The following is a 22,895-nucleotide window of genomic DNA, read 5'->3' as shown; positions in this document are numbered from 1 at the left end:
TTCTAAATTTTTAGTATCCTGTATTTTGTTGCCAATTACCATTAGAAAATTGAATTTCTTCAAATGGAATAGGAAATACTTCGTTTTTATTTGGAGTAAATCCGTTAATTGTTTGAGCTGCTTTTCCTGTTCTTACTAGATCAAAGAAACGATGTCCTTCGCCCATAAGTTCTACTCGTCTTTCTGCCCAAATAAAATCGGTTAATGCTGCACCCGAAGCAGAAATATCATGATTTATATCACCAAAAGCTCGTCTTCTTACTTCATTCAAATAAGTTCTTGCTTTTGCATCATCAATTCCACCACGATTGTAAGCTTCTGCAGCCATCAATAATACATCTGCATAGCGAATTGCTCTGTAGTTGTTAGGGTTGGTTAGGTTTAAGTCTCCTGGAGAGTTTGCATTCCTTGTTCTTGGAAGATATTTTCTATTAAAAAATCCTGTGTGTTTATAACCAACTCCATAAGTAGCGTTATTTACTGAAGCAAAAGACACTATGTCCAAAATAGTTGTATTTTTTCTTTTATCACCAACTTCAAATGCATTAACAGCTTCTTGGGTTGGAACATTGAAACTATATCCAGGTGAAAATAGTGGTCCAGTATAATTTCTAATACCATTAAAACCAACTGCTACATTTCCTTCACTACATTGCAAACATCCGAATCCTGCGCCTTCACCTTCAAAATATTGAACCTCAAAAACGGATTCACTATTATTTTCTCCATCATTTTCGAATATTGAATTGTAATCTGAAACAAGTGAGTATTTTTCAGAATCAATAAGTGAAGTCAAAACATTTGCTGCATCAACATATTTATTTTGATATAAATAAGCTTTACCTAATAGAGCTTGCGCAGCTCCTTTGGTTGCTCTTCCTTGTTGACTTGCAATTGGGTTTAAGTTTTCGATTGCAAAAATTAAATCAGACTCTATTACTGCAAAAACTTCTGGCGTTGATGATCTTGGTATTGTTTTTTCATCATCAACTTTAAAACGTTTGTCTCCACTTAATGGAATTGAACCAAACCACTTTACTAATTCAAAGTTATAGTATGCTCTTAAAAAGCGAGTTTCAGCAATAACTTGATTTTTATTAGCGAAATCTGTTTTGTCTTTAAATTCAAGAATATAGTTACATCTATTAACCCCTGCAAACATCCAATCCCAAAGATTTTTAAGATTACTATTTATTGGTGAATGGGTCATTTCATCTATTTGTTGAAATCCAATTACATCATTTGCACTTTCCCCACCAGACAAAGTGTTATCAGAGGCAATTTCTCCCATTAATACATTTATATAGGAAGATTGTAACAAATCATAAGCTCCAATAAGAGCATTGTTATAATCATCTTCAGAGTTAAAATAAGTTTCAGAACCTATTAAATAAGGTGGTTCTCTGTCAACAAAATCATCCCCACAAGAACCAAATATCAAAGCAATTATTGAAATACAACTGCCTGTAATTAAAATATTTTTAAGTGTATTTTTCATAATTTTAGAATATTAAATTTATACCAAACATATAAGTTTTTGGTGTTGGGTAAAACCCGCTATCAATCCCAAAACCAATAATTGAATCATCTGGTCTATCAGGTCTATATCCTTGTAAGGCTGCAGGGTCATAACCTTTATATTTAGTGAAAGTATATAAATTATTTACAGAGGCATATAATCTAACTTTAGTCATGCCTATTTTTTCAATTATTTTTTTATTAAAAGAATATCCTAATTGTATATTTTGTATTCTAACAAAAGAAGCATCTTCAACATAATAGTCAGAAAAAAGATTATTATTACTAGCACCTGTAGTTACTCTCGGAACATTATTGCTAGTACCTTCTCCAGTCCAACGATCTAAAGTATAGTTTAATTTGTTTACATCAGAAAGAACTCTTTCGTAATTTCTAACCATTTCATTTCCTAAGGAAGCATATGTGTAAGCTACAAAATCTATGTTTTTATAATTTAGATTTAAATTTAACCCAAATGTATAATCCGCAATTGCACTACCAATATTAGTTCTATCAGTCAAATCAATTTTTCCGTCTCCATTAATATCTTTAAATTTAATATCACCTGGAACAGTTAGAGATCCTAATCCGTTTTGGTCTGCATGAGCGTTAATTTCTGATTGATTTTGAAAAATACCTTCAGTTTGATATCCATAAAAATATCCTAAAGGTTGTCCAACTTCCATTCGAGCTGGAGCAGGTTGTGAAACACCAAAAGAACCGCCTTCAATAAATCCTGTTTGATTATCAACTTTGGTAACTTCATTTTTAAGTTTAAGTAAATTGAAACCAATATTAAAATTTAAATCGTCTGAAAGATTGTCTTTGTAATTTATAGAAAATTCTATACCCTTATTATTAACTCTTCCGGCATTAACTGTAGGACTACCTGAACCAGGAGCAGAGACTCCAGTAATTCCAGACACAGGAACATTATTTATTAATAAATCATCTCTTGTTTCATCAAAGTAATCAGAAGTAATTTCAATTTTATTATTAAATAATTTTAAATCAACACCTATATCAATTTTTTTAGCTTGTTCCCATTTGATATTTGGGTTTGGTAATACGCCAATTGCAGTACCCGCATTTAATTGATTGTTAAAAAGGTATACCCCTTCACCTGTCAAACCTCCAATATATTTGTTATTTCCAAATTGATCATTTCCTAGTATTCCGTAACTAGCTCTTAGTTTAAAAAAGTTAACAGTGCTATTGTTTTTGAATAAATTTTCTTCTGTAATAATCCAACCTGCTGTTACACCTGGAAATATTCCAATTCTGTTACCTGGACCAAATTTGGTAGAAAGGTCACGTCTTATTGTTCCAGAAATTAGATATTTACCTTTATAACTATAATCTAAAAAGGCAAAATGAGATAATCTTCTTTCATCGTAGCTGTAAGCACTAACATCTCTACCATCACTTGTACCTAGGGCTAAATTAATGTCTGCAAATTGATAATCGTTGTTTGGAACATCATAACCTGAAGCAAACAAACCACTACCAAGTTCTTTAAAAATTGTTGTTCCAACGGTAAATTTGATTTTATGATTTTCAATAAATGATTTACTATATTCTGCGAATAAATCAAAAGTGTAGTCTGAATCATTTATTGCATTTTGGTCAACTCGACTTCTATTAACATCAAAAACTTTACCACCATAGCTTATTTTTTTTGCGAAACTTCTACCCAAGCTATTTCCCGAATTAAATCCTACACGCGAAGTTAATTTTAATTCATCAGTAATATTATAACCTAAATTGACTGAGCCATTTAGTTTTTTTAGTGAGTAGTCGTTAAATGTATTTTCTATTTGCGCTAAAGAGTTAATAACTTCAGTTCCAAAACCAGTTGTACTAGGTATTAACGAGTATTGACCGTTTTGATCATAAACAGATAGAGTAGAAGGAGCATTTAGAGCATTAAACAAAACAGAACCTAATCCTGAAGTGTTTAGACCTCTGCTCTTAATGTTGGTAAAAATTAAATTCGTTTGTAATTTAAGTTTAGATGTAAGATCGATACCAACATTTAATCTTGCAGTGCTTCTATTAAATCTAGATTTACTTCCACCAATTATTCCCTGTTGTTTTAAATCAGAACCACTTAAAGAATAAGTAATTTTTTCTGAACCTCCAGAAACTGTAAAGTCATTATTGGTAATTGGAGATTTTTGGAAAACTTCATCTTGCCAATCAGTTCCAGTGCCTAAATTTGAAACATTTGGAAATGGAAGTGATTGCCCACCATTTGCATAACTTTCATTAAGTAGTAAAGCATATTCTGTTGCATTTAATACATCAATTTTTTTTGTAGTTTCTTGGAATCCAGTATAGGAATTGAACGAAACTTTAGGTTTTGAATTTTTCTTACCTTGTTTGGTGATTACTAATACAATCCCATTTGCACCAATAGTTCCATAAATAGCTGCTTGCGCATCTTTTAATACAGTTATTGATTCAATGTCATCAGGATTTAAAATACCAATATCACCTTTTACACCATCTATTAAGACTGTTGCATCTGAATTTATATTTGTTGCAACACCTCTAACTTTGATATTTAATCTTTCTCCTGGAGCTCCAGATTGAGCTGTGACGGTTACACCAGCAACAGTGCCTTGTAGTGCTTGTTCAACTTTGATTGGTTTGAGTTGGTCAATAGTTTTACTTCCAATAATAGTTACTGCACCAGTAACATCTTTTTTCTTTTTGGAAGAGTAACCTAAAACCACAACCTCGTCAAGACTGTTTTTTGATTCTTTTAGGGAAACAGTAATTTCTTGACTTTGTGTTACTTTCAACTCAAAATTCTGATAGCCTATGTAACTGAATACAAGGGTTGATCCTTTTGATACATTAGAAAATTTGAATTTACCATCTACATCTGTTGCTATTGCTTGCGATGTGTTCTTTACTGTTATGTTCACTCCTGGAAGCGGAACTCCGCTTGAGCCATCCATAACCTTTCCACTAATTTCATGCTTTTGAGAAAACCCAAATGATGAAATTAAAATGAAAACAATTACTAATAGTTTAGATTTCATAATATTATTTTGTTTAGATGTTTAAAATTACTTACTCCTGATGATAAATACCTAAAATTCACCTCTACAAAAAATATACATCGCAAAAAAAGATTATGTTTTTAATAATTTAGCAAAAACAACCCTTAATTTGACTATAAAATGAGGATTTATTTAGATTGAAGAATTGTGAAAGACTATACAGTTTAATCGAGTCGAAAACGTTTTTGTTGTGGTGATGTATAGTTTAATTATTTGAAAATTGAATTTTAAATAGATAAGATATATTCAACTAAACCTTGTTCGTGTGATAAATCCATCTTTTTGCGCAAACGATATCGTTTTATCTCAACACTTCGTACAGAAATATTCAATAAAGGAGCAATTTCTTTAGAAGAAAGATTCAATCGCAAGTATGCGCAAAGCCTCAAATCATTTGGAGTTAATGATGAATGAGCAGCTTTTACTTTCTTTAAAAAATCTTTGTCAGCTGTATCAAAAGCTTCTTTAAAAACATTCCATGTATCTTCTTCTGAAATGTTTCTCGTAATTGTTGAGATTACAGATTTTATGCTTCGACTACTATTTTCATCAGATGATTTTTTTAAATCTTCTTTGATTACCGAAAGTAGTTCGTCTTTCTTTATTAAACTCATTGTAGAAACGGCCAACTCTTTATTCTTAGCATCAACATCTTGCGAAAGTTGTTCGTTTCTTATTTTCATCAATTGTTGTTCGTTTTCTAACTCTTTTATTTCAAGTAATAAATTATTTTCTTCTATAAGTTTTTCTCTTTGTTTTTGATAATAATTTTTATATAATTTATTGATATACAAAAACATATATACTAGCAATACCATATAAAGTACTAACGCAAAATTAGTAGCATACCATGGCTTTTTGATTGTAAAAGAATATACTGCTATATTTTCTGGAGTCGAACTTGCTATCCTTGCTCTAACTTTGAAAATATAATCACCAGAAGGCAAATTTTTGAAATTAACTGTTGGTTTTGCACTCCATTCGCTCCACTCATCCTGAAAGCCTTCTAATAAATATTGATATTCTGCATTAATATATTTGTTATATTCTGGAACTGTATAGGTAAAGGTTACGTTGTTTTCATCATATTTAAACTTGCCTTCTTCAGTTATTGAAAAACTAGTTAATTTTTCATTTAATTTATTGATACTAATATCAGAAATTGATACACTATAATTTTTAAAACTTAAATCATTAATATTGATAGTGTAATAGCCGTCTGTTGTACCAATAAGATAGTTAGAATTAGATAATTGTGTTATATTTTCATATCCTAGCATTGAGTTTGTTAAGGAAGAAGGAATTGGTATCGAATTTTTTTTTAAGTCTGAACTCAACTTGTTAAGAGTAAAATAATTGATGTAATTTTTTGAAAAAAGCCATAACTTATTAGAATTATCTAACACCATTTTGCCTGAAGTATATTCTTCATTATCAAAGACAGAGCTTAACGATTTGTCTTTTTCAAATTGTTTTGTTTTCTTATTTAATTTAAAAATACCTTCTTTATAAGCATAATAGATTGTATTATTAAAAGTAACTAAACCTGCATTTTTTCCTTTAGTTGGATTTGTGTAAGTGTATAAATTTGAAGCTTTTGTGTTTTTTGAATCTAGAAAAAATCTAAATACACCTTTGTATTCATGGCTGACATAAACTTCATTGTTATTTGTAATTTCAAAATATCTAGATGAATAATCAAAACCTGTTATTTTATTTCTAAACTGCCATTGATTGTTTATTTTTTCTAAAACTGATAACCCATAATAATTTCCTTGAATTATTCTATTTCGGTTAATTGGTGAAGTCTCAAATTTCCAGGTTCCTGATTGGGAGAAAATTTGTTTTGCTATTTCGTTTTCAATTATAAATGTTCCTGAATCATGTCCGCAAAATAATGTTCCATCATGAACAAAAAGGGACCACACTTGACCTTTTGTACCTGAAATATACTTAAATTGATTGCCATTTAGATAATTTTTATAAAATAAACCTTGGTTGGTTCCGATATATAATTTATTGTTATGAAGTTTTGATGTATAAACTGTTCCAAGAATTCCTGTGTCATCAGAAAAGCTTCTTACTGGCGACTGCAAATTGATACAATTAATTCCGTTGTCTAATCCAATCCATAAATTTTTATCTATATCTTCAAATAGTGATAAAACAGTATTGTTACTTAACCCTTTATTTTGAGTAATATGATAGTTAACTTTTCCTTCTTTGGTTAGAATAAAAACTCCATTTGAAATTGTTCCAATTGCAAAACTGCTATCAGAAAGCATTTGACTACTATAAATACTACTAGCCGCAATTTCGGAATCGGCTTCGGTATTAAATTTTGTAAGGTTTCCATCTATTAGTTTAAAAAAACCATTAAATTGTGTATGAATTAATAAACCTTCATCAATTGAAAATATATTTACAATTTTATTATTTTTTATAATGGAATTATTAGTTACCAGTTTACTTTTACCATTTTCTATTTCATACAATCCATCATTTGCGGTTTGATAATAAATTGAATTTGAAGTTTTAAATGATTTCAGAATATTATTTTTTGGAATAATAATTTTAAACAAAGAAGTTTTAGTATCATAAATATAAATTCTGCTCAACGATTGGAAAATAACCCATTGATCATAATTTATGATATTCCAAAACTGTTCATCGTCAAGTATTTTAGATTTAATTTTCTTGCTCAAAGAAGTATACGTCAACCGACCATTGTTTTGTCTATTCCAAAAACCAAATTCCATATAACAACCTGTGAATATTTTGTTCCCAATAACATTTACGGATCTAATAATTGTTTCGTTAGGAGATTTATATAAAGTCCAATTGGAACCATTAAATTCCAATAGCCCTTCATTATTGGCAAAATAAACATAATGATTTTTATCTTGAGAAATCATCCAGTTTTGATTACCAGCATTATAAGTTGATGAATTATATTTTACAATAGGTGGTAATTCTTGACAGAAAGAATTTATTGATAGGAAGAAAATAAAAATTAAAAGACGTAAACGCATTATAAAGTTGATTAATACCGATAAAGATAAACAATATAACTAAATAGAAAAAAGAAAATAATTATAATAAAAAAGCACGTCTATAAAAAACGTGCTTTTCTCGAAAACAAAAACAAAATTTATTCTTTGATTATTCTTGAAGTTGCAGTAGAACCTTCAACAGTTGTTTTTAGAATATAAACTCCATTTTGAAGTGAAGAAATATCTAAAGTTACTGATTCAGAATTTGTATTTTTTGAGATAACTTCTTGTCCCAAAAGATTAACAATCGCAATAGATTCAATAGTTTTAGCTGAATCAACAGTAATTGCATTGTTAGCAGGGTTTGGATAAACTCTTAAAGAAGAAGCTAAATTGAATGAAGAATTTGCTAAAGATATACCATAACTAACATCGTCAAAATAGAAAGTCAATTCAGTTGCATTTGTAACATCTGGAACAAAATTAAAGAAGATTGAAGCTTTGTCATAAATAAATGTTGGATCAAAAGGAGCGGTTGCTGGAGTTGCGAAATCAAACTCCAAAGTTTGCCAACCAGAAGCTGTTGTTAAAGCATCTTTTTCAACATAATGATTAACATTTCCATGATCTTCAACTTTTAATCTTACTGGAATTCCAGCATTAGCAGCCCAAACTTTCACATACATTTTTTTGTTAGAAGCTGAAAATGGAACTGGAGAACTAAATCCTGAATCAGTACTCATTGTAGTTCCTGCCCAACCTGCAGCACCAACAGTTTTGATAACTTTCAATACCATATTACTTGCATTTTCTGGATCAGCAACTAAGCTAGAAGAAGTTCCTCCAAAATCTGTAACAGCATAATTAGTAGTTGTTCCTTCAAAAGTTACAGGTAAATTAATTTGAGCTAAACATGCATTACAAGATCCACCGCAGTCAACTCCAGTTTCGTCTCCATTTTGAATTCCGTCAGAGCAAGAAGGAGCAGCACCTTGTTTAGTTAGTTTGTAACGCCACCATCCACCTGAAATTGCAATATCTAATGTCATTGAAGTTGCAGTAAGTGTAGTAACTGTATAAGTAATAGACGCTGGAGCATTAGCTGGATTTGAAAGCTCACCACCGTTATAAACTTTAGGTAATCCAATGTAAGCACCTGTACCATTTAACGTTAACGTGTTTGCTGTTGCGTTATAAGTCCAAGACGCAGCATTTGAACTATTGTGAGGAGCAACTGGAGCACCACAGCCATCACCAAATCCTTGCCAACCTTCTAACCATGTTTGAGCACCATGTACGTTTGAAAAAGAACCATCTGCATTGAACATAAATTCATCATCAAAATAACAAGCTCTTGTTGTAACATCGGCGGTTGAATTTGACCACCAAGATATATCTCCAAAATTAGGACCAACACCAAGTGATGCTGCTGCCGGAGTCATTTTCCAAGTTCCTTGGATAGTTTGAGCATTTCCTAATGAAAAAGCCAATAGTAATGCTAATAGAGTAATTTTTTTCATAATAATATTAAATTTAGTTGAATACCAAATTTAGTCAACCTATTGATTGTTCCTATTTTGTTTAACTATATAAAAACTATACATAAAAAACATTCACGAAAACGTTTGAAATATATGCTAGTCCAATAGAATCATGTAGTTATATATGAATCAATAATTAGTAGGTAAAAACAAAATGTTGAGCTAATGTATAGGTGGATTTTAGTTTAACACAGAGGTTTGTTCGTATTTCATTTTAGATTTGTGGAAAATTTCCATTTAAAACAACATTATTATGATTTTTAAACTTGTTGAATGATTTTTTGATATTTATCAAATTCATAATTTGATTCAATTTTGCTCATAACTTTATACTATTTCTAATTTCAGAAATGATTATCTTTGCAAAAATTCACTTTTTCGTATGATTCCTAAAGATATATCTACACTCGAGCCTAAGAAAAACATTCTGATAAAAGGAGCGCAAATTCACAACTTGAAAAATCTTGATGTAGCAATTCCTCGTAATAAATTAGTTGTTATTACTGGGCTTTCTGGTTCGGGAAAATCGAGTTTGGCTTTTGATACTTTGTATGCTGAAGGACAACGTCGCTATGTTGAAAGTTTGTCTTCATATGCTAGACAATTTTTAGGAAGATTAGACAAACCAAAAGTCGATTACATAAAAGGAATTGCACCTGCGATTGCCATTGAACAGAAAGTAAATACAACCAATGCTCGTTCAACAGTTGGAACTTCTACAGAAATATATGATTATATGAAGTTGTTATTTGCTCGTATTGGAAAAACAATTTCTCCAATTTCGGGTAAAGAAGTAAAAAAGGACAATGTTAGTGATGTTATTAATGATGTAAAAACTTTTGAATCAGACAGCAAATGGCTTTTACTTTCACCAATTCATTTAGAAGAAGGTAGAAAGTTAGAAGATAAACTAAAAGTGCTTTTGCAACAAGGTTTTGCTCGTATTCTGGTCAATAACGAAATGGTTCGTTTAGATGAAATCGAAAAACATACATTAGATAACAAAGATATTCTACTTATCATTGATAGAATTGTTGTAAAAGAAGAAGAAGAGTTTTTCAATCGATTGGCGGATGCTGTTCAAACTGCTTTTTTTGAAGGAAAAGGTGAATGTTTTCTTCAGGATTTGAATACAAATAAAAGAATCAACTATAACGCCAATTTCACTCTTGACGGAATCACTTTTCTTGAACCAAATATTCATTTATTTAGTTTCAACAACCCTTATGGAGCATGTCCTACTTGTGAAGGTTACGGAAATATTATCGGAATTGATGAAGAATTAGTTATTCCCAACACATCACTTTCTGTTTATGAAAATGCTATTTATCCTTGGCGTGGTGAAAGTATGGGCTGGTACAATGAACAATTGGTAAACAATGCCTATAAATTTGATTTTCCAATTCACAAACCTTTTTATGAACTTTCAGATGATCAAAAAGATTTAGTTTGGAAAGGCAACAAATTCTTTACAGGTTTAAATGATTTTTTCAAAGAATTGGAAGAGAAAAATTATAAAATTCAAAATCGTGTAATGCTTTCGCGTTATCGTGGCAAAACCAAATGTACCACTTGTAAAGGTAAGCGCCTTCGACAAGAAACTAATAATATAAAAGTAGGAGGAAAGACCATTTCAGAATTGGTAGATATGCCAATTAAGAATTTAACTGATTTTTTCAAAGAATTGCACTTGTCCGAATATGATTTGAAAGTTGCCAAACGACTTTTGATTGAAATCAATAACAGATTAGCTTTTTTATCGGATGTTGGTTTGGATTATCTTACTCTCAATAGAAATTCGGCATCACTTTCTGGTGGTGAAAGTCAACGTATTAACTTGGCAACTTCGTTAGGAAGCTCGCTTGTTGGTTCGATGTATATTTTAGACGAACCAAGTATAGGCTTGCATCCAAAAGATACTGAGCGATTGATAAAAGTATTGAAAGATTTGCGTGATTTGGGCAATACTGTTATTGTCGTTGAACACGATGAGGATATAATGAAAGCGGCCGATATGATTATTGATATTGGTCCAGAAGCAGGAACTTACGGTGGAAAATTAGTAGCACAAGGAGATTTTGCTGAAATTTTAAAAAGCGATTCATTAACTTCTCAATATTTGAACGGAAAATTAGAAATTGCTGTTCCCAAAAAACGCAGAACTTCAAAGAATTTTATTGAAGTCAAAGGAGCACGCGAAAATAATTTAAAAAATATAGATGTTACTTTTCCATTAGATTCATTAACTGTAATCACTGGTGTTTCAGGAAGCGGAAAAAGTACGCTGGTAAAGAAAATTTTATTTCCAGCTCTACAAAAAAAGTTAGAAGGAATTGGTGAAAAAGCAGGACAATTTACCGAATTAGCTGGAAGTTATTCACATATCAAAAGCATTGAATATGTTGATCAAAACCCAATTGGAAGAAGTTCACGCTCCAATCCTGTGACTTATATAAAGGCTTATGACGATATTCGAGATTTATATTCTAAAGAAAAATTATCCAAAATTAGAGGTTACCAACCCAAACATTTTTCTTTCAATGTTGATGGTGGACGATGCGAAACTTGTAAAGGCGATGGTTCTATCAATGTAGAAATGGTTTTTATGGCCGATGTTGAGTTACCATGTGAAACTTGTGGTGGAAAACGTTTCAAAAAAGAAATTCTTGAAGTTAATTTTGAAGGCAAAAATATCGATGATATTTTAACAATGACTATCGATGATGCAATAACATTTTTTACGTTGCAGAAGCAAAATAAAATCATGCAAAAATTGCAACCTTTGCAAGATGTTGGTTTGGGTTATGTACAATTAGGTCAATCATCATCAACGCTTTCTGGTGGTGAAGCACAACGTATTAAATTGGCTTCTTTCTTAGTAAAAGGAACTACCAAAGATAAAGTACTTTTTGTTTTTGACGAACCAACAACAGGATTGCATTTTCACGACATTAAGAAATTATTAGCATCATTTGACGCATTATTGGAAAAAGGACATTCTATTATAGTAATTGAACACAATTTGGATTTAATAAAATGTGCCGATTATTTAATAGATTTAGGTCCAGAAGGTGGCGAAAACGGGGGACAATTATTGGCTTTCGGAACTCCGGAAGAAATTATTAAAAACAAAAAATCAGTAACTGGAAAGTATTTGAAGGAGAAATTATAGGTTTATTAAAATTAAATCTAGTTCTTCAATTTTAGAAAAACCTTTATCCGCTGTTACTAAAGGAATTTCATATACAATTGACGTAGATGCTATTATTGCATCTGGTAATTTAATTGAATATTTTCTTTTTAATTGAATTGTCTGCTCTTTTATTTTAGAATTCCATTCTATGCAAAAACAATCACTTAATAATTGTCTTAATTTTGAATCTTCTGCTTTAGTTATTTTATTATAACCTAATAACTCAACTTCTGAAATAAATGAAATGCCAAAATCATAATTTAAAAATGGAGCAATAATTTCATTTCCTTCATGAATATAAACCAATAAATTTGTATCAGCAATAAAATCAATCTTCATCTTTTCTTATTTCAGTTTGATACTTTAAGCCATCAATATTTCTTTTGAGCTTTCCAAAATGCTTAGCCAAATTTCCTTTTTTACTGACTTTATTCAGTTTTTCAGTAAGAATTTTTGAAACATTCTTTGAATTGGTTTTATCTATTACAACTGTCATATCTTTTTTCTTTAAAAATCAAATTTACAAAATTTATTATAACAACAACATTTTTTAAATAAAATGAATATTTTTTTATTCATTTTCAATCACTTAGAAATCATTAACAACTCAATAACAAATCATTTGGTTCGGTTTGGCACACATCTTGAAATATACCAAACATCAGAAAGTTTTTCTGGTCGAAGAAGCTGAAAATCGAACGAGTAAGCAAAAGCTTAAAAACGATTTATTATGAGAACAATTACTTTAGTAGCAGTAAGCATTATGTTAACAGTAAGTGTAGCAAATGCAAATGAAACAAAAAGTTTCAACATGGTTGATTTTGCAACCAACAGATTTGATTTTGATGAGCCAATTACATTTACAGAAAGAGGCATTGAGTTCTTTGTTTTTGCAAATGGTGACTTCGATTTTAATACACGTCCAGATGATAGCGAAGGTGATTTCTATTACAGAAAAGCAGGTGTAAAAACTGCTGAAAGACGTGGAACACCAACTAATTATGGTGTAAAAATTGAGCATGATAGTTTTGGTAGAGTTCGTAGAGTAGGGAATACCTTCATCAACTACGATAGTCGAGATAGAGTAAGCCGAATTGGTTCAGTATATATGCGATACAATCGTTTTGCTTTAACTCAAATTGGTGGAATGAAATTGATTTACAACCGTTTTGGTGAAATAACCGACATGATTGGAAGCGTAAAAGGTAGAGATAACAGCAGTTTCACACACAGTTATTACACCAATAATCATCAAACTTATACATATAACAATGATGATAACAATTACTACTATTACAGAACTGATGGCACAAAAGCCTTAGTTGAAGACAAAGAATAAAAATTTGATTGGTTGGTTAGTTTGTTTAATCCTGCAGATTCTGAAAAGAGGAAGCAGGATTTTTTTTTGAAGCTATTCGCGCTATACGTTCCAATCTTTCGTCTCGTTTGAGACGAGACAAAAGGATTTCCACTACAAATGCTATGCATTCAGTGAACTCCTATAAAAAATAAAAGCAAAGTGAGCTAATCACGGCTAAACTAATCGCAGCTTTTGGAGTATCGAGTGAACTACTTGATTAAACTCAGCCGAAATAACTAATTTATAATTAACAAAAACATATAGAATAGTTACAAGAATCGATTTCAAAACAATATTTAGAATCGGATTAAAAGGGAAATCCCAATAATAAAACAGTAAAAAAGTAGCTGTCAATATCCCTAAAGAATATAAAGTTTTAATCGAAAACGGATATAATTTCATTTTTATAACCACAAACAATAGTTTTGCTAAACTATAAAGTGTAATCGAAATTAAAGTTGCCAAAGCTGCACCATTAATACCATACATCGGAATAAAAAGCATATTCAAAGTAATGGCAAAAAAGGCTAGGAGTAAACCCAAAAATAAAACCGCTTTATAATATTTTGAATTAAAAATAATAGCATTGTTGTTACCTAAAATCAAATCAAAATATTTAGAAATTCCAATAGTAAAAACTACAAATATTCCACCACTATAATTAGCAGGCAATAATAGATACAATTGCTTGATGTTGACCAGAATACCGACCAAAACCAAACCACCAACTATTTGCAAAGTAATAGATGTTTTCTTATACAAATCATTAAGTTCATCGTGTTTGCCTTCTGTCATCAATTTTGCCGTAATCGGATACGTTATTTGATGCATAGCACGACTTGGAACAGCAATTACTGTAGCAATAAAAATCGCCACCGAATAATATGCAATGTTTTCTATTTCAATGTATTGATTCAACATAGTTTTGTCAATATCCAACAACATATTGGCAATACTTCCTGAAAGAATTATAAAAAATGAATAAACTACAATAGCTTTACTATTTTTGGGCATTTTGAAATTAAAAGTTATGCGACGCACTTTCATGGCGTAAACAAACATTACAAGCGTAGAAGCAAGATAAATTCCCATTAAGGAATTGATAAATGTTAAAGTTGAAATCCAATTAAAATAAACACAAAAAAGGAAAATCGAAATAAAAACTCGAAGTAAAATTTCTTTGACAAAACTTCCAAAAACTGATTGTAAATGTACTTTTACCCATGCATAGAAAATTTCAAAATAACCCATACAAATACCAATTACAGGTATTTGCCATACATAATCGTAAACAATAGCATTTTTGGTCGAGCAAAATGTGGCAATCCAATCATAACTTAATGTTCCTGCAATAAAAATTGGTATAATTACTAATAAAGGTAAAACCAAAACAAAGGTTAAAAACGAACTTTTTTCTTGATCAGTTTTATATTGTGTAAAAAACTTAATCAAGGTATTATGAACACCAAATGCTAATAGTGGAAAGATAACATTAGCCGAAGATAAAATATAACCTGTTAATCCATAATAAGTTTCGCCCAAAAAATGTGGATACATAAACAATGCATTAGCCGCACCAATCACAAAACCAATATAGGTAATGATAGTGTTTTTAATAGATTGATTGATTACGATTCCCATTTTAGAATTTAGATTTAGGAATTTTGATTAAGGATTTGTACTAATTTTTCGGTCAAGTTTTTTCTTGAATATTGTTGCAAACCAATAGGGTAAACTTGTAATTTGTTTTCTAAATACAGCTCAAAATTAGCTAAAATTGTTTTCTTTAATCTTTCTTTTTCATCGTAAGTAAAGAAAACACCAGTATTTGTTGTTGTTATGATTTCGGCAAAATCAGATTCTTTTGGACCAATAGCAATAATAGGTCTTTCAGAAACCATATATTCAAATAGTTTACCAGGAATAATGCTTTTGGTTTCCGGAGAATTAATTTCAATAAGTAATAAAATTTGTGATTTTTTCTGAAACACAATTGCTTTATTGTGTGAAACATAACCAACTAGATTGCAATAATTACTTAAATTAAATTTTGAAATACTATCAATAATTTCTTGACTGACTTTTCCAATCAAATTCAATTGAAAACGTGAGGCAAAATTTTCATTCTCGGAAACTAATTCACTCAAAACTTCCCATAAAATAGCTGGATTTCTATCTGATAAAAATGAACCAATGTGTGACATCGTAAACTTTTCATCTAACTTTTGTCTCGGAATATTTTCAACATCATAACCATTGGTAATCACTTCGATTGGCTGATTGGTAATAACTTTAAATTCTGTTTTAGTGGTTTTACTGGTAACAATTATAGTATCGGCAGTTGTTAAAACCTTTTTTTCCAATGCTTTATGTTTTTTTGCAGCATATGAAGATAATTTTAAAGCTTTATGATAGCCAATAGTTGTCCAAGGATCACGAAAATCGGCAAGCCAATTGATTTTTAAATCATTTTTTAGTTGCAAACCTATCAAATGCAAACTATGTGGTGGTCCAGAAGTTACAATGGTATAAATTTTGTTTTCTTGAATGTATTTTTTAAGATAGTCAACTGAAGGTTCAACCCAATATTTACGAGCATCTGGAATAAATAAATTGCCTCGAACCCAAAGCAATATTTTCTCCAAAAAGGTTTGTTTTTTTTGATTTGGAATAATACCTGAACTAATTTTTTTAGTTTCTTTTTTAGAAAAAATTCCCGCTAATTGATAAGGCTCAAATATTTTTTGTTTTAGAATAATCGCTTTATCCGAAATTTCACTTACCAAAGCGTCATCAACAATTGGATAAGTTGGGTTTTCTGGAATAAATACGATTGGCTGCACACCAAAATCAGGTAAATATTTTACGAATTTTAACCAACGCTGCACACCTGGACCGCCTGCTGGTGGCCAATAGTAAGTGATGATTAGGAGTTTTTTTGGTTCAGTTTTCAATTTAAGAATCAGATTTTTTTATTAATTTTTTCTAACTCTTCAATATCTAAAATATCTTTTGGACGATTAGTTGCTTTTTTTGCAATAATTAAATTTTCGTAATCAATAAACTTGATTGAAACACCATCAATTGTTGTTTCATTTGCAACTTCAAATAGTTCATCAAAAGTTTTATTTTCAAGACCTTTGATAGAAGTCATAAGATCGAGGCTAAAACCATGATTTAATGAAAACTCTGTCCAACCAGCAACAAATTGCATCGTCTCCAGCTCTTTTATATCACCAAGACCAATTTCAATAAATGCATTTCTTAATTTATGCCTATTTTCTGTAGAATCTTCTAATAATAAATCAATATCACCAGTACTTCTATTATAACCATGGAAATTTACTGCAAAACCACCAATAGTGATATATTTTACATCATACTGAAAAAAATATTTCCAAATTGCAAAAATTTGTTCAGTCATTTTTTCTTATTTGCATTCTTAATTTTAAATGAAATCTCAATCAATGCAAATAATCGCTTTATTCTATCTTCATAGGATAATGCTTTTATTTCCTCAATTCTTCTAGCTTGATGAACTTCTGGATTTGCATAAAAAGAACTGTTTTTTTTCATTTATTTATTTCTAATCTTTACTATTAGATTTTTTATATTCTAAATATATTCCGCCAATCAATATCAAAATCATTCCGATGAAACTATATAAAGCGATTGTGCTTCCTGTTTTAACAACTTCAGGTTCAAACTTGAATTCAATTATTTGCTTTCCTGCCGGAATTTCTAACCCGCGTAAAACATAATCTACTCGATAAATTGGAAGTTCTTTACCTTTGATAGTGGCTTTCCAACCATTTTTATAATACATTTCAGAAAACACGGCAAAACCATCTTTTGCATTATTTGATTCGTAAACTAAATGATTTGGTTTGTATTTTAGTAATCGAATTGTTGCAGTTGAATCTTTTTCGAAATTATCATTTGCATTCCCTTTTCTCCAAGCTCCAAATTCAACTTGGTTTAATAAACAAATGTTCTTCGTATCCAAACTATCCAAAGCTTTCATTTCGGCATCAGCTGAATTTACCTTTTTCAAATTCTTCACAAACCAAGCATTTCCATTAGCTTCAGGATTTAAAGTTGGAAAATAATTTCCAGTTGAATCTGTCTGAATAAGGTATTTTACATTCAACATATTGAGTACATCAATATTGTTTCGAGCGATTTGATAATCAAATAATTGCTGCATTCTTTGCGGTTTTACAGCACTATAACCACCAATTGATTTATGAAAATACGAAGCACGCGCACTTGACATATTTCCATCTATTTCTAAAACTCTATAATGCGTTGTATCTTGTAAAATCTGCATGTCAGCTGGCGTTGCCGCAAAAGGAACATCAACTTGACTTGCTGGCACAAAATCATCTTTGCCAACATAGTTTTTTGCCATAAAAAACAAATCCAAAACCATTACTAATCCAACAAGAATAACTGTTTTTTGTTGATTTAATTTGTTTTTGTTTGCCATCCAAAGCAAGAAAGCCGTCAGTGCAATCAAAAATCCTGAACGTAGTAAATCAGCAGAATACATACTTTTTCTATCTTCTTTGAGTGCATCAACAAATTCAGGTCCATAACTTTGCAAATAATAACCATCGCTACCACCAGAAAAAGCAAACATTCCTTTGAATAGAAACAAAGCAACAATTAATCCTAAAACCACTGCAGCCGATTGCCATAAAGCTTTGAATTGAGCTTCTTTTTCTGCTTTGAAAAATGATTGTAATCCCATAATGGCTAATACTGGCATACATAATTCTAAAACAACTTGTATAGATGAAACTGCTCTAAACTTATTGTATAACGGCATATAATCAATCATCAAATCAGTTAGGATTGAGAAATTTTTTCCCCAAGAAAGCACCAATGAAAGGATTGCTCCAGATAGAAAAACATATTTAAGTTTACGCTTATCAACAAACAAAGCCAAAATTGCCAAGAAAAACACAACAGCACCAATGTAAGCTGGAGCAGCCACAATAGGTTGATCGCCCCAATAAGTTGGTAAACCAGAAGCAAACTCAGCAGCTTGACCTTCGGGAACACCTTGTCCAACCATGAATTCGTACATTTTGCTTTGTGTACCAAGATTTTCACTGTTAGAACCACCAAATAGGCGTGCGGCAAATATGTTCAAACTTTCAGAAACACCATAACTGTATTCTGTGATATAATCATATGAAAGTCCGTTTGTGCCTTCAACCTTTGAACCATCTGGATTGTAGGTTAATTCATTTTTTCCTCTTGTACTGAAATCTGCGTATTCTTTTGTCGCTAATAAATTAGTAGCATTTGCTCCCAAAGCTAAGATTATGGCAACTAAAAAGGTCAATTTTATTTTCACTATAGATTTGTAATCTTTTGATTTTAATAGTTTTATAGAATAATAAATTCCAATAATTAAAAGTAAAAACAAAAAGTAATATGTCATCTGAAAGTGATTGGCATTAATCTCTAAAGCGGTTGCAAACATGGCTAATAATCCACCAACAATGTATTTCTTTTTATAAACTAAAATAGTTCCTGCAATCACAAGCGGCATATAAGCAATAGCGTGCGCTTTAGCATTATGTCCAACACCAAGAATTATTATTAAATAGGTAGATAAACCAAAGGCTAATGCACCGAAAAAGGCTTTCAATGGATCTATTTTTAAAACTAAAAGCAATACATAAAATCCTAAAAAGTAAAGAAATAAATAATCTGCTGGTCTTGGCAAAAAGCGAATTACATCATCTAAATCACCAATAAAATCATTAGGATATTTTGCTCCAAGCTGATAAGTTGGCATTCCACCAAAGGCTGAATTTGTCCAATAAGGTTCAGTATTTTCATTGGCTCTAAAGTCATTTTGCTCTTTTGCCATTCCGGTATATTGCGCAATATCAGATTGGTATATTTTTTTTCCTTGCAAAACAGGATAAAAATAAATAATAGAAACTAGCACAAAACCAATAACGGCAAGCGCATGAGGATAAAACTTTTTAAGTAAATTCATAAAGCGATTTAGTAAACAATAGTAAAGTTCAAAAATAGTCAAAAAATAAGTAGGTAATCAAACTTTTGTGAAGACTAAATCAAAAAAGTTACTCTATTTCTTCATAATCAACATATTCGCCAACTTTTTTAGTTTCTCGAGGTTTTGAAGAAGTTGATTTATCGTAAATAATATCGTTGTCGGTTGATGTATTTTGATAGTGTTGTTGGTAATTCTGTTGTTGTTTTTGAAAATTTTCACCAGCTTTTTGAACCGCTTTTTTTAGTAAAATTGGTAAAAATAATTTGGCCAAAAATCTAAAAACATAATAAAACCCAACAATGTAGATAAGCGTTTTGAAAAAACCAGTAAAAGAAGCCGTTTCCATAAGTTAATAAATTTGTTCAAAAATAATAAATCTTGCCGAATTGGAATCTTAAATAAATAATAAAAAAATTCTACATTTGGATACTTTCAATTTAATGTATTTAAAAACCAATTTTTATGAAGTCAAAGTTTTTATCCTTTATAGTATTACTTACTTTTCAATTGAGTAATGCTCAATATACAGACATTGTCAATTCTAATCGTCCAAGCGAATCAATGTCGGCTTTTGCGGTTGGAAGAACCGTTGTTCAGTTAGAAGGTGGACTTGGTTATATTAACGAAAATCATAATGGATTGGAATATAAAGCAAATGGTTTTGTAACTGATTTTAACGTGAGATATGGTTTTTTTAAAGAACAATTGGAGACAATATTAGAAGTTAGTTATCAAAATGATAAATATGTAACCGACTTTATTGAGAAAAACAGAAGCGGAATTAAATCTACTACATTAGGTTTAAAATATCTAGTTTATGATCCTTTCAAATTTTATGAAGAAAATGTAAATTTATATAGTTGGAAAGCCAATCATAAATTTAAAATGAAGCAATTAATTCCAATTGTGTCTGTTTATGGTGGAATGAATTTGAATTTTAGTAATAATAAATTCCAATTTGGAGATGAAAAATTGAGTAATATTAGTCCAAAGCTTATGTTGATTACTCAAAATATTTTTGGAAATCAATATGTTTTTATCACCAATATTTTTCTTGATAAAATTACAACTGCTGGTCAAGCAAAAGGATATTTAGTTACACTTACAAGAGGTTTTAATGATAAATGGTCAGCATTTGTAGAGCATAAAGGAATAAATAGCAAGTATTATTCTGACGCTTTGTTTTCGGCGGGAGGTGCCTATCTGGTTCATAATAATTTACAAGTGGATGCTTCGGTGACTAAAAACATTAAAGATACGCCGTCATTATTATATGTTGGAGTAGGTGTAACATGGCGTTCAGATACTAACTACAAAGATCATTTGATAAAATCACCTGAAAAAAATAAAGCTGATAAGGCTAAAAAAGACAAAAAGAAAAAGAATAACGAGAAAAAAATGTTAGATAAATTGCCAAAATCTAAAGAAAAAGAAGAATAATGACAGAGGTTAGAGAAGTAATTACCAAAAAGGATTTTAAGGATTATGTAAAATTTCCGTTTACTTTATATAAAAATCATCCCTATTGGGTTCCACCATTGATTGCTGATGAATTAGAAACTTTTGATAAAACAAAAAATCCAGCATTTAAAAGTGCTGACGCAAAATTTTATTTGGCTTATAAAGACAATAAAGTTGTTGGAAGAATTGGAGCCATTATCAATTGGAATGAAGTAAACGACCAACAAAAAAAGAAAGTTCGCTTTGGTTGGTGGGATGTTATAGACGATATTGAAGTTACCAAAGCATTGCTAGAAAAAGTATATGAATTTGGTAAAACCAACAAATTAGAACACGTTGAAGGGCCAATGGGATTTTCTAATCTTGATAAAGTGGGTGTTCTAACCGAAGGTTTTGATGAAATTGGTTCAATGATTACTTGGTATAATTATCCTTATTATTCGCAACATTTAGAACAATTAGGGTTTGTTCAAGAAAAAGAATATTGGGAAAATAAATTTCCGTTTGAAAATGTAAAACCCGAATTCTTCTTCAAAGCACAAGAATTAATCAAAAAAAGATACCAATTACGTCCATTGAATTTTACCAAAACAAAAGACATTATGCCGTATGTAGACAAAATGTTCGATTTGTTTAACAATTCTTATGCCGATTTGTCGTCGTTTGTTGCTATTACAGATGTTCAAAAAGAATATTTTAAGAAAAAATACATTAGTTTCATCAATCCAGAATACATAAAGTTTGTGCTTGATAAAGATGATAATATGGTAGCTTTTAGTATAGTAATGCCAAGTTTTGCAGAAGCATTGCAAAAAGCAAACGGAAAACTATTTCCATTTGGAATTTACCACATGCTAAAAGCTCGAAGAGAAAGCAAAGATGTTTTATTTTACCTAATAGGTGTAGCGCCAGAATACCAAAACAAAGGAGTTACAGCAGTTATTTTTAATGAAAATTATGTTTCTTTTACAAAAAAAGGAATAAAAAATTGTATAAGAACTCCAGAATTAGCCGATAATCACGCCATTCATCAAATATGGAAACATTTTGATCCTGTGACTTTTAGAAAAAGAAAGACTTATAAGAAGGATTTGTAAAAATGAAATGATAAATAGTTACGCTGGCGTTATGTCGAAATTACTCAGATAAAATCAATCAGAAAATAAAAAAAACTGTATTGGAAAGAATTAAATAAAGTAGAATCTTGAGAGTTTAAACTTTCCATCATAAACTTGAAAAGTCGAAATGTAAATAGCAGAAGCATTAAAATTGGAATTTCGACAAAACAGTTCAATTCATTTTAAGCGGAAAATAATTTTATAGTTTTTAAATATGAAAAGAATATTAGCATTTGGATTTTTTATTAGTATTATACAAACTGTATTTTATTCCTTCCTTCTTGCATTAGTTTATTTAACGATAAAGCCTAATCAAAAACTAGTTATAGGAACTATATTTCCTCTTATTATATTTGCTTTTTTCTTTATTGTATTTATTCAAAATGTGTTAACTCCTATATTGAATAGAAAATCATTTACTTGGTTTTTTTTCATCTTATCGATAGGATTATTTTCTTTACCTATTTTTAATCCGTTTAGAATATTGCTTTCGTTGTTTTTTTGTTTACTAATTATTTTGATTTTATTAATCCCTAAATTAATTAAGAAGAATTTTATAGCTATTGAAATCGGAAATTGAAAATTAAAATTGAAAATTGA

At 30.2% G+C, this 22,895-nt stretch carries 16 protein-coding genes; 4 read left to right on the top strand and 12 right to left on the bottom strand.

What is annotated here, in order from left to right; genetic code table 11:
- Positions 1 to 10 precede the first annotated feature (10 nt).
- The 4 genes from O9267_RS08540 to O9267_RS08525 form a co-directional block, all read right to left on the bottom strand.
- Positions 11 to 1,498 (bottom strand): RagB/SusD family nutrient uptake outer membrane protein, encoded by a 1,488-nt coding sequence (locus tag O9267_RS08540; RefSeq protein WP_298178153.1) that lies wholly within the window; start codon positions 1,496 to 1,498, stop codon positions 11 to 13.
- A 4-nt stretch (positions 1,499 to 1,502) separates the two neighbouring features.
- Positions 1,503 to 4,568 carry a TonB-dependent receptor gene (locus tag O9267_RS08535; protein ID WP_298178151.1) on the bottom strand — a complete coding sequence of 1,022 codons (3,066 nt, stop codon included), beginning with the start codon at positions 4,566 to 4,568 and terminating at the stop codon, positions 1,503 to 1,505.
- A 248-nt stretch (positions 4,569 to 4,816) separates the two neighbouring features.
- Complete coding sequence (locus O9267_RS08530; RefSeq protein WP_298178149.1) at positions 4,817 to 7,621, bottom strand: triple tyrosine motif-containing protein; 2,805 nt, start codon at positions 7,619 to 7,621, stop codon at positions 4,817 to 4,819.
- Positions 7,622 to 7,740: 119 nt separating this feature from the next.
- Positions 7,741 to 9,102 carry a T9SS type A sorting domain-containing protein gene (locus O9267_RS08525; RefSeq protein WP_298178147.1) on the bottom strand — a complete coding sequence of 454 codons (1,362 nt, stop codon included), beginning with the start codon at positions 9,100 to 9,102 and terminating at the stop codon, positions 7,741 to 7,743.
- 403 nt (positions 9,103 to 9,505) lie between these two features.
- On the opposite strand from O9267_RS08525, the gene uvrA reads away from it, so the two are divergent.
- Positions 9,506 to 12,295: an excinuclease ABC subunit UvrA gene (gene uvrA, locus O9267_RS08520; protein WP_298178145.1), complete on the top strand. Its 2,790-nt coding sequence runs from the start codon at positions 9,506 to 9,508 to the stop codon at positions 12,293 to 12,295.
- Here uvrA and O9267_RS08515 read toward each other — a convergent pair.
- Positions 12,290 to 12,655 carry a type II toxin-antitoxin system VapC family toxin gene (locus O9267_RS08515; protein WP_298178143.1) on the bottom strand — a complete coding sequence of 122 codons (366 nt, stop codon included), beginning with the start codon at positions 12,653 to 12,655 and terminating at the stop codon, positions 12,290 to 12,292. The two genes, uvrA and O9267_RS08515, sit on opposite strands and share 6 nt — an antisense overlap.
- Complete coding sequence (locus O9267_RS08510; protein ID WP_298178141.1) at positions 12,645 to 12,812, bottom strand: hypothetical protein; 168 nt, start codon at positions 12,810 to 12,812, stop codon at positions 12,645 to 12,647. Before O9267_RS08510 ends, O9267_RS08515 begins: the two co-directional genes overlap by 11 nt.
- Before the next feature lie 234 nt (positions 12,813 to 13,046).
- Here O9267_RS08510 and O9267_RS08505 point away from each other — a divergent pair, with 234 nt between their 5' ends.
- Positions 13,047 to 13,655 carry a hypothetical protein gene (locus O9267_RS08505; protein WP_298178138.1) on the top strand — a complete coding sequence of 203 codons (609 nt, stop codon included), beginning with the start codon at positions 13,047 to 13,049 and terminating at the stop codon, positions 13,653 to 13,655.
- Positions 13,656 to 13,850: 195 nt separating this feature from the next.
- On the opposite strand, the gene O9267_RS08500 is transcribed toward O9267_RS08505, so the two are convergent.
- The 6 genes from O9267_RS08500 to O9267_RS08475 all read right to left on the bottom strand — a co-directional run bounded on the left by O9267_RS08500 (position 13,851) and on the right by O9267_RS08475 (position 20,062).
- Entirely contained in the window at positions 13,851 to 15,317 is a 1,467-nt protein-coding gene (locus O9267_RS08500) for an oligosaccharide flippase family protein (RefSeq protein WP_298178137.1), read from the bottom strand.
- 14 nt (positions 15,318 to 15,331) lie between these two features.
- Positions 15,332 to 16,630, bottom strand: coding sequence for a glycosyltransferase family 4 protein (locus O9267_RS08495; RefSeq protein WP_298178136.1), 1,299 nt, complete (start codon positions 16,628 to 16,630; stop codon positions 15,332 to 15,334).
- A gap of 8 nt (positions 16,631 to 16,638) precedes the next feature.
- The gene (locus O9267_RS08490) at positions 16,639 to 17,100 is read right to left on the bottom strand and encodes a nucleotidyltransferase (RefSeq protein WP_298178134.1); all 462 of its coding nucleotides are present in this window, start codon (positions 17,098 to 17,100) and stop codon (positions 16,639 to 16,641) included.
- The gene (locus O9267_RS08485; protein ID WP_298178132.1) at positions 17,097 to 17,252 is read right to left on the bottom strand and encodes a hypothetical protein; all 156 of its coding nucleotides are present in this window, start codon (positions 17,250 to 17,252) and stop codon (positions 17,097 to 17,099) included. The genes O9267_RS08490 and O9267_RS08485 overlap by 4 nt, the downstream gene beginning before the upstream one ends.
- 10 nt (positions 17,253 to 17,262) lie before the next feature.
- A complete protein-coding gene (locus O9267_RS08480; RefSeq protein ID WP_298178131.1) occupies positions 17,263 to 19,695 on the bottom strand; it encodes a YfhO family protein in 2,433 nt (810 codons plus the stop codon).
- A gap of 88 nt (positions 19,696 to 19,783) precedes the next feature.
- Complete coding sequence (locus O9267_RS08475) at positions 19,784 to 20,062, bottom strand: DUF4834 family protein (RefSeq protein WP_298178130.1); 279 nt, start codon at positions 20,060 to 20,062, stop codon at positions 19,784 to 19,786.
- 116 nt (positions 20,063 to 20,178) lie between these two features.
- Here O9267_RS08475 and O9267_RS08470 point away from each other — a divergent pair, with 116 nt between their 5' ends.
- Both O9267_RS08470 and O9267_RS08465 read left to right on the top strand, forming a co-directional pair.
- Positions 20,179 to 21,156, top strand: a complete 978-nt coding sequence (locus O9267_RS08470; RefSeq protein WP_298178127.1) for a transporter — start codon at positions 20,179 to 20,181, stop codon at positions 21,154 to 21,156.
- Positions 21,156 to 22,274, top strand: a complete 1,119-nt coding sequence (locus O9267_RS08465; RefSeq protein ID WP_298178126.1) for a GTP cyclohydrolase — start codon at positions 21,156 to 21,158, stop codon at positions 22,272 to 22,274. Before O9267_RS08470 ends, O9267_RS08465 begins: the two co-directional genes overlap by 1 nt.
- Positions 22,275 to 22,895 lie beyond the last annotated feature (621 nt).

The organism is Flavobacterium sp. (assembly GCF_027531705.1).
GTDB lineage: Bacteria > Bacteroidota > Bacteroidia > Flavobacteriales > Flavobacteriaceae > Flavobacterium.
This window is presented reverse-complemented; position numbering and strand designations above follow the sequence as displayed.

Bases quoted from the DNA above. Each gene is read 5' to 3' on its own strand.
- O9267_RS08540 (WP_298178153.1), bottom strand. From the start codon at position 1,498: ATGAAAAATACACTTAAAAATATTTTAATTACAGGCAGTTGTATTTCA.
- O9267_RS08535 (WP_298178151.1), bottom strand. From the start codon at position 4,568: ATGAAATCTAAACTATTAGTAATTGTTTTCATTTTAATTTCATCATTT.
- O9267_RS08530 (WP_298178149.1), bottom strand. From the start codon at position 7,621: ATGCGTTTACGTCTTTTAATTTTTATTTTCTTCCTATCAATAAATTCT.
- O9267_RS08525 (WP_298178147.1), bottom strand. From the start codon at position 9,102: ATGAAAAAAATTACTCTATTAGCATTACTATTGGCTTTTTCATTAGGA.
- uvrA (WP_298178145.1), top strand. From the start codon at position 9,506: ATGATTCCTAAAGATATATCTACACTCGAGCCTAAGAAAAACATTCTG.
- O9267_RS08515 (WP_298178143.1), bottom strand. From the start codon at position 12,655: ATGAAGATTGATTTTATTGCTGATACAAATTTATTGGTTTATATTCAT.
- O9267_RS08510 (WP_298178141.1), bottom strand. From the start codon at position 12,812: ATGACAGTTGTAATAGATAAAACCAATTCAAAGAATGTTTCAAAAATT.
- O9267_RS08505 (WP_298178138.1), top strand. From the start codon at position 13,047: ATGAGAACAATTACTTTAGTAGCAGTAAGCATTATGTTAACAGTAAGT.
- O9267_RS08500 (WP_298178137.1), bottom strand. From the start codon at position 15,317: ATGGGAATCGTAATCAATCAATCTATTAAAAACACTATCATTACCTAT.
- O9267_RS08490 (WP_298178134.1), bottom strand. From the start codon at position 17,100: ATGACTGAACAAATTTTTGCAATTTGGAAATATTTTTTTCAGTATGAT.
- O9267_RS08485 (WP_298178132.1), bottom strand. From the start codon at position 17,252: ATGAAAAAAAACAGTTCTTTTTATGCAAATCCAGAAGTTCATCAAGCT.
- O9267_RS08480 (WP_298178131.1), bottom strand. From the start codon at position 19,695: ATGAATTTACTTAAAAAGTTTTATCCTCATGCGCTTGCCGTTATTGGT.
- O9267_RS08475 (WP_298178130.1), bottom strand. From the start codon at position 20,062: ATGGAAACGGCTTCTTTTACTGGTTTTTTCAAAACGCTTATCTACATT.
- O9267_RS08470 (WP_298178127.1), top strand. From the start codon at position 20,179: ATGAAGTCAAAGTTTTTATCCTTTATAGTATTACTTACTTTTCAATTG.
- O9267_RS08465 (WP_298178126.1), top strand. From the start codon at position 21,156: ATGACAGAGGTTAGAGAAGTAATTACCAAAAAGGATTTTAAGGATTAT.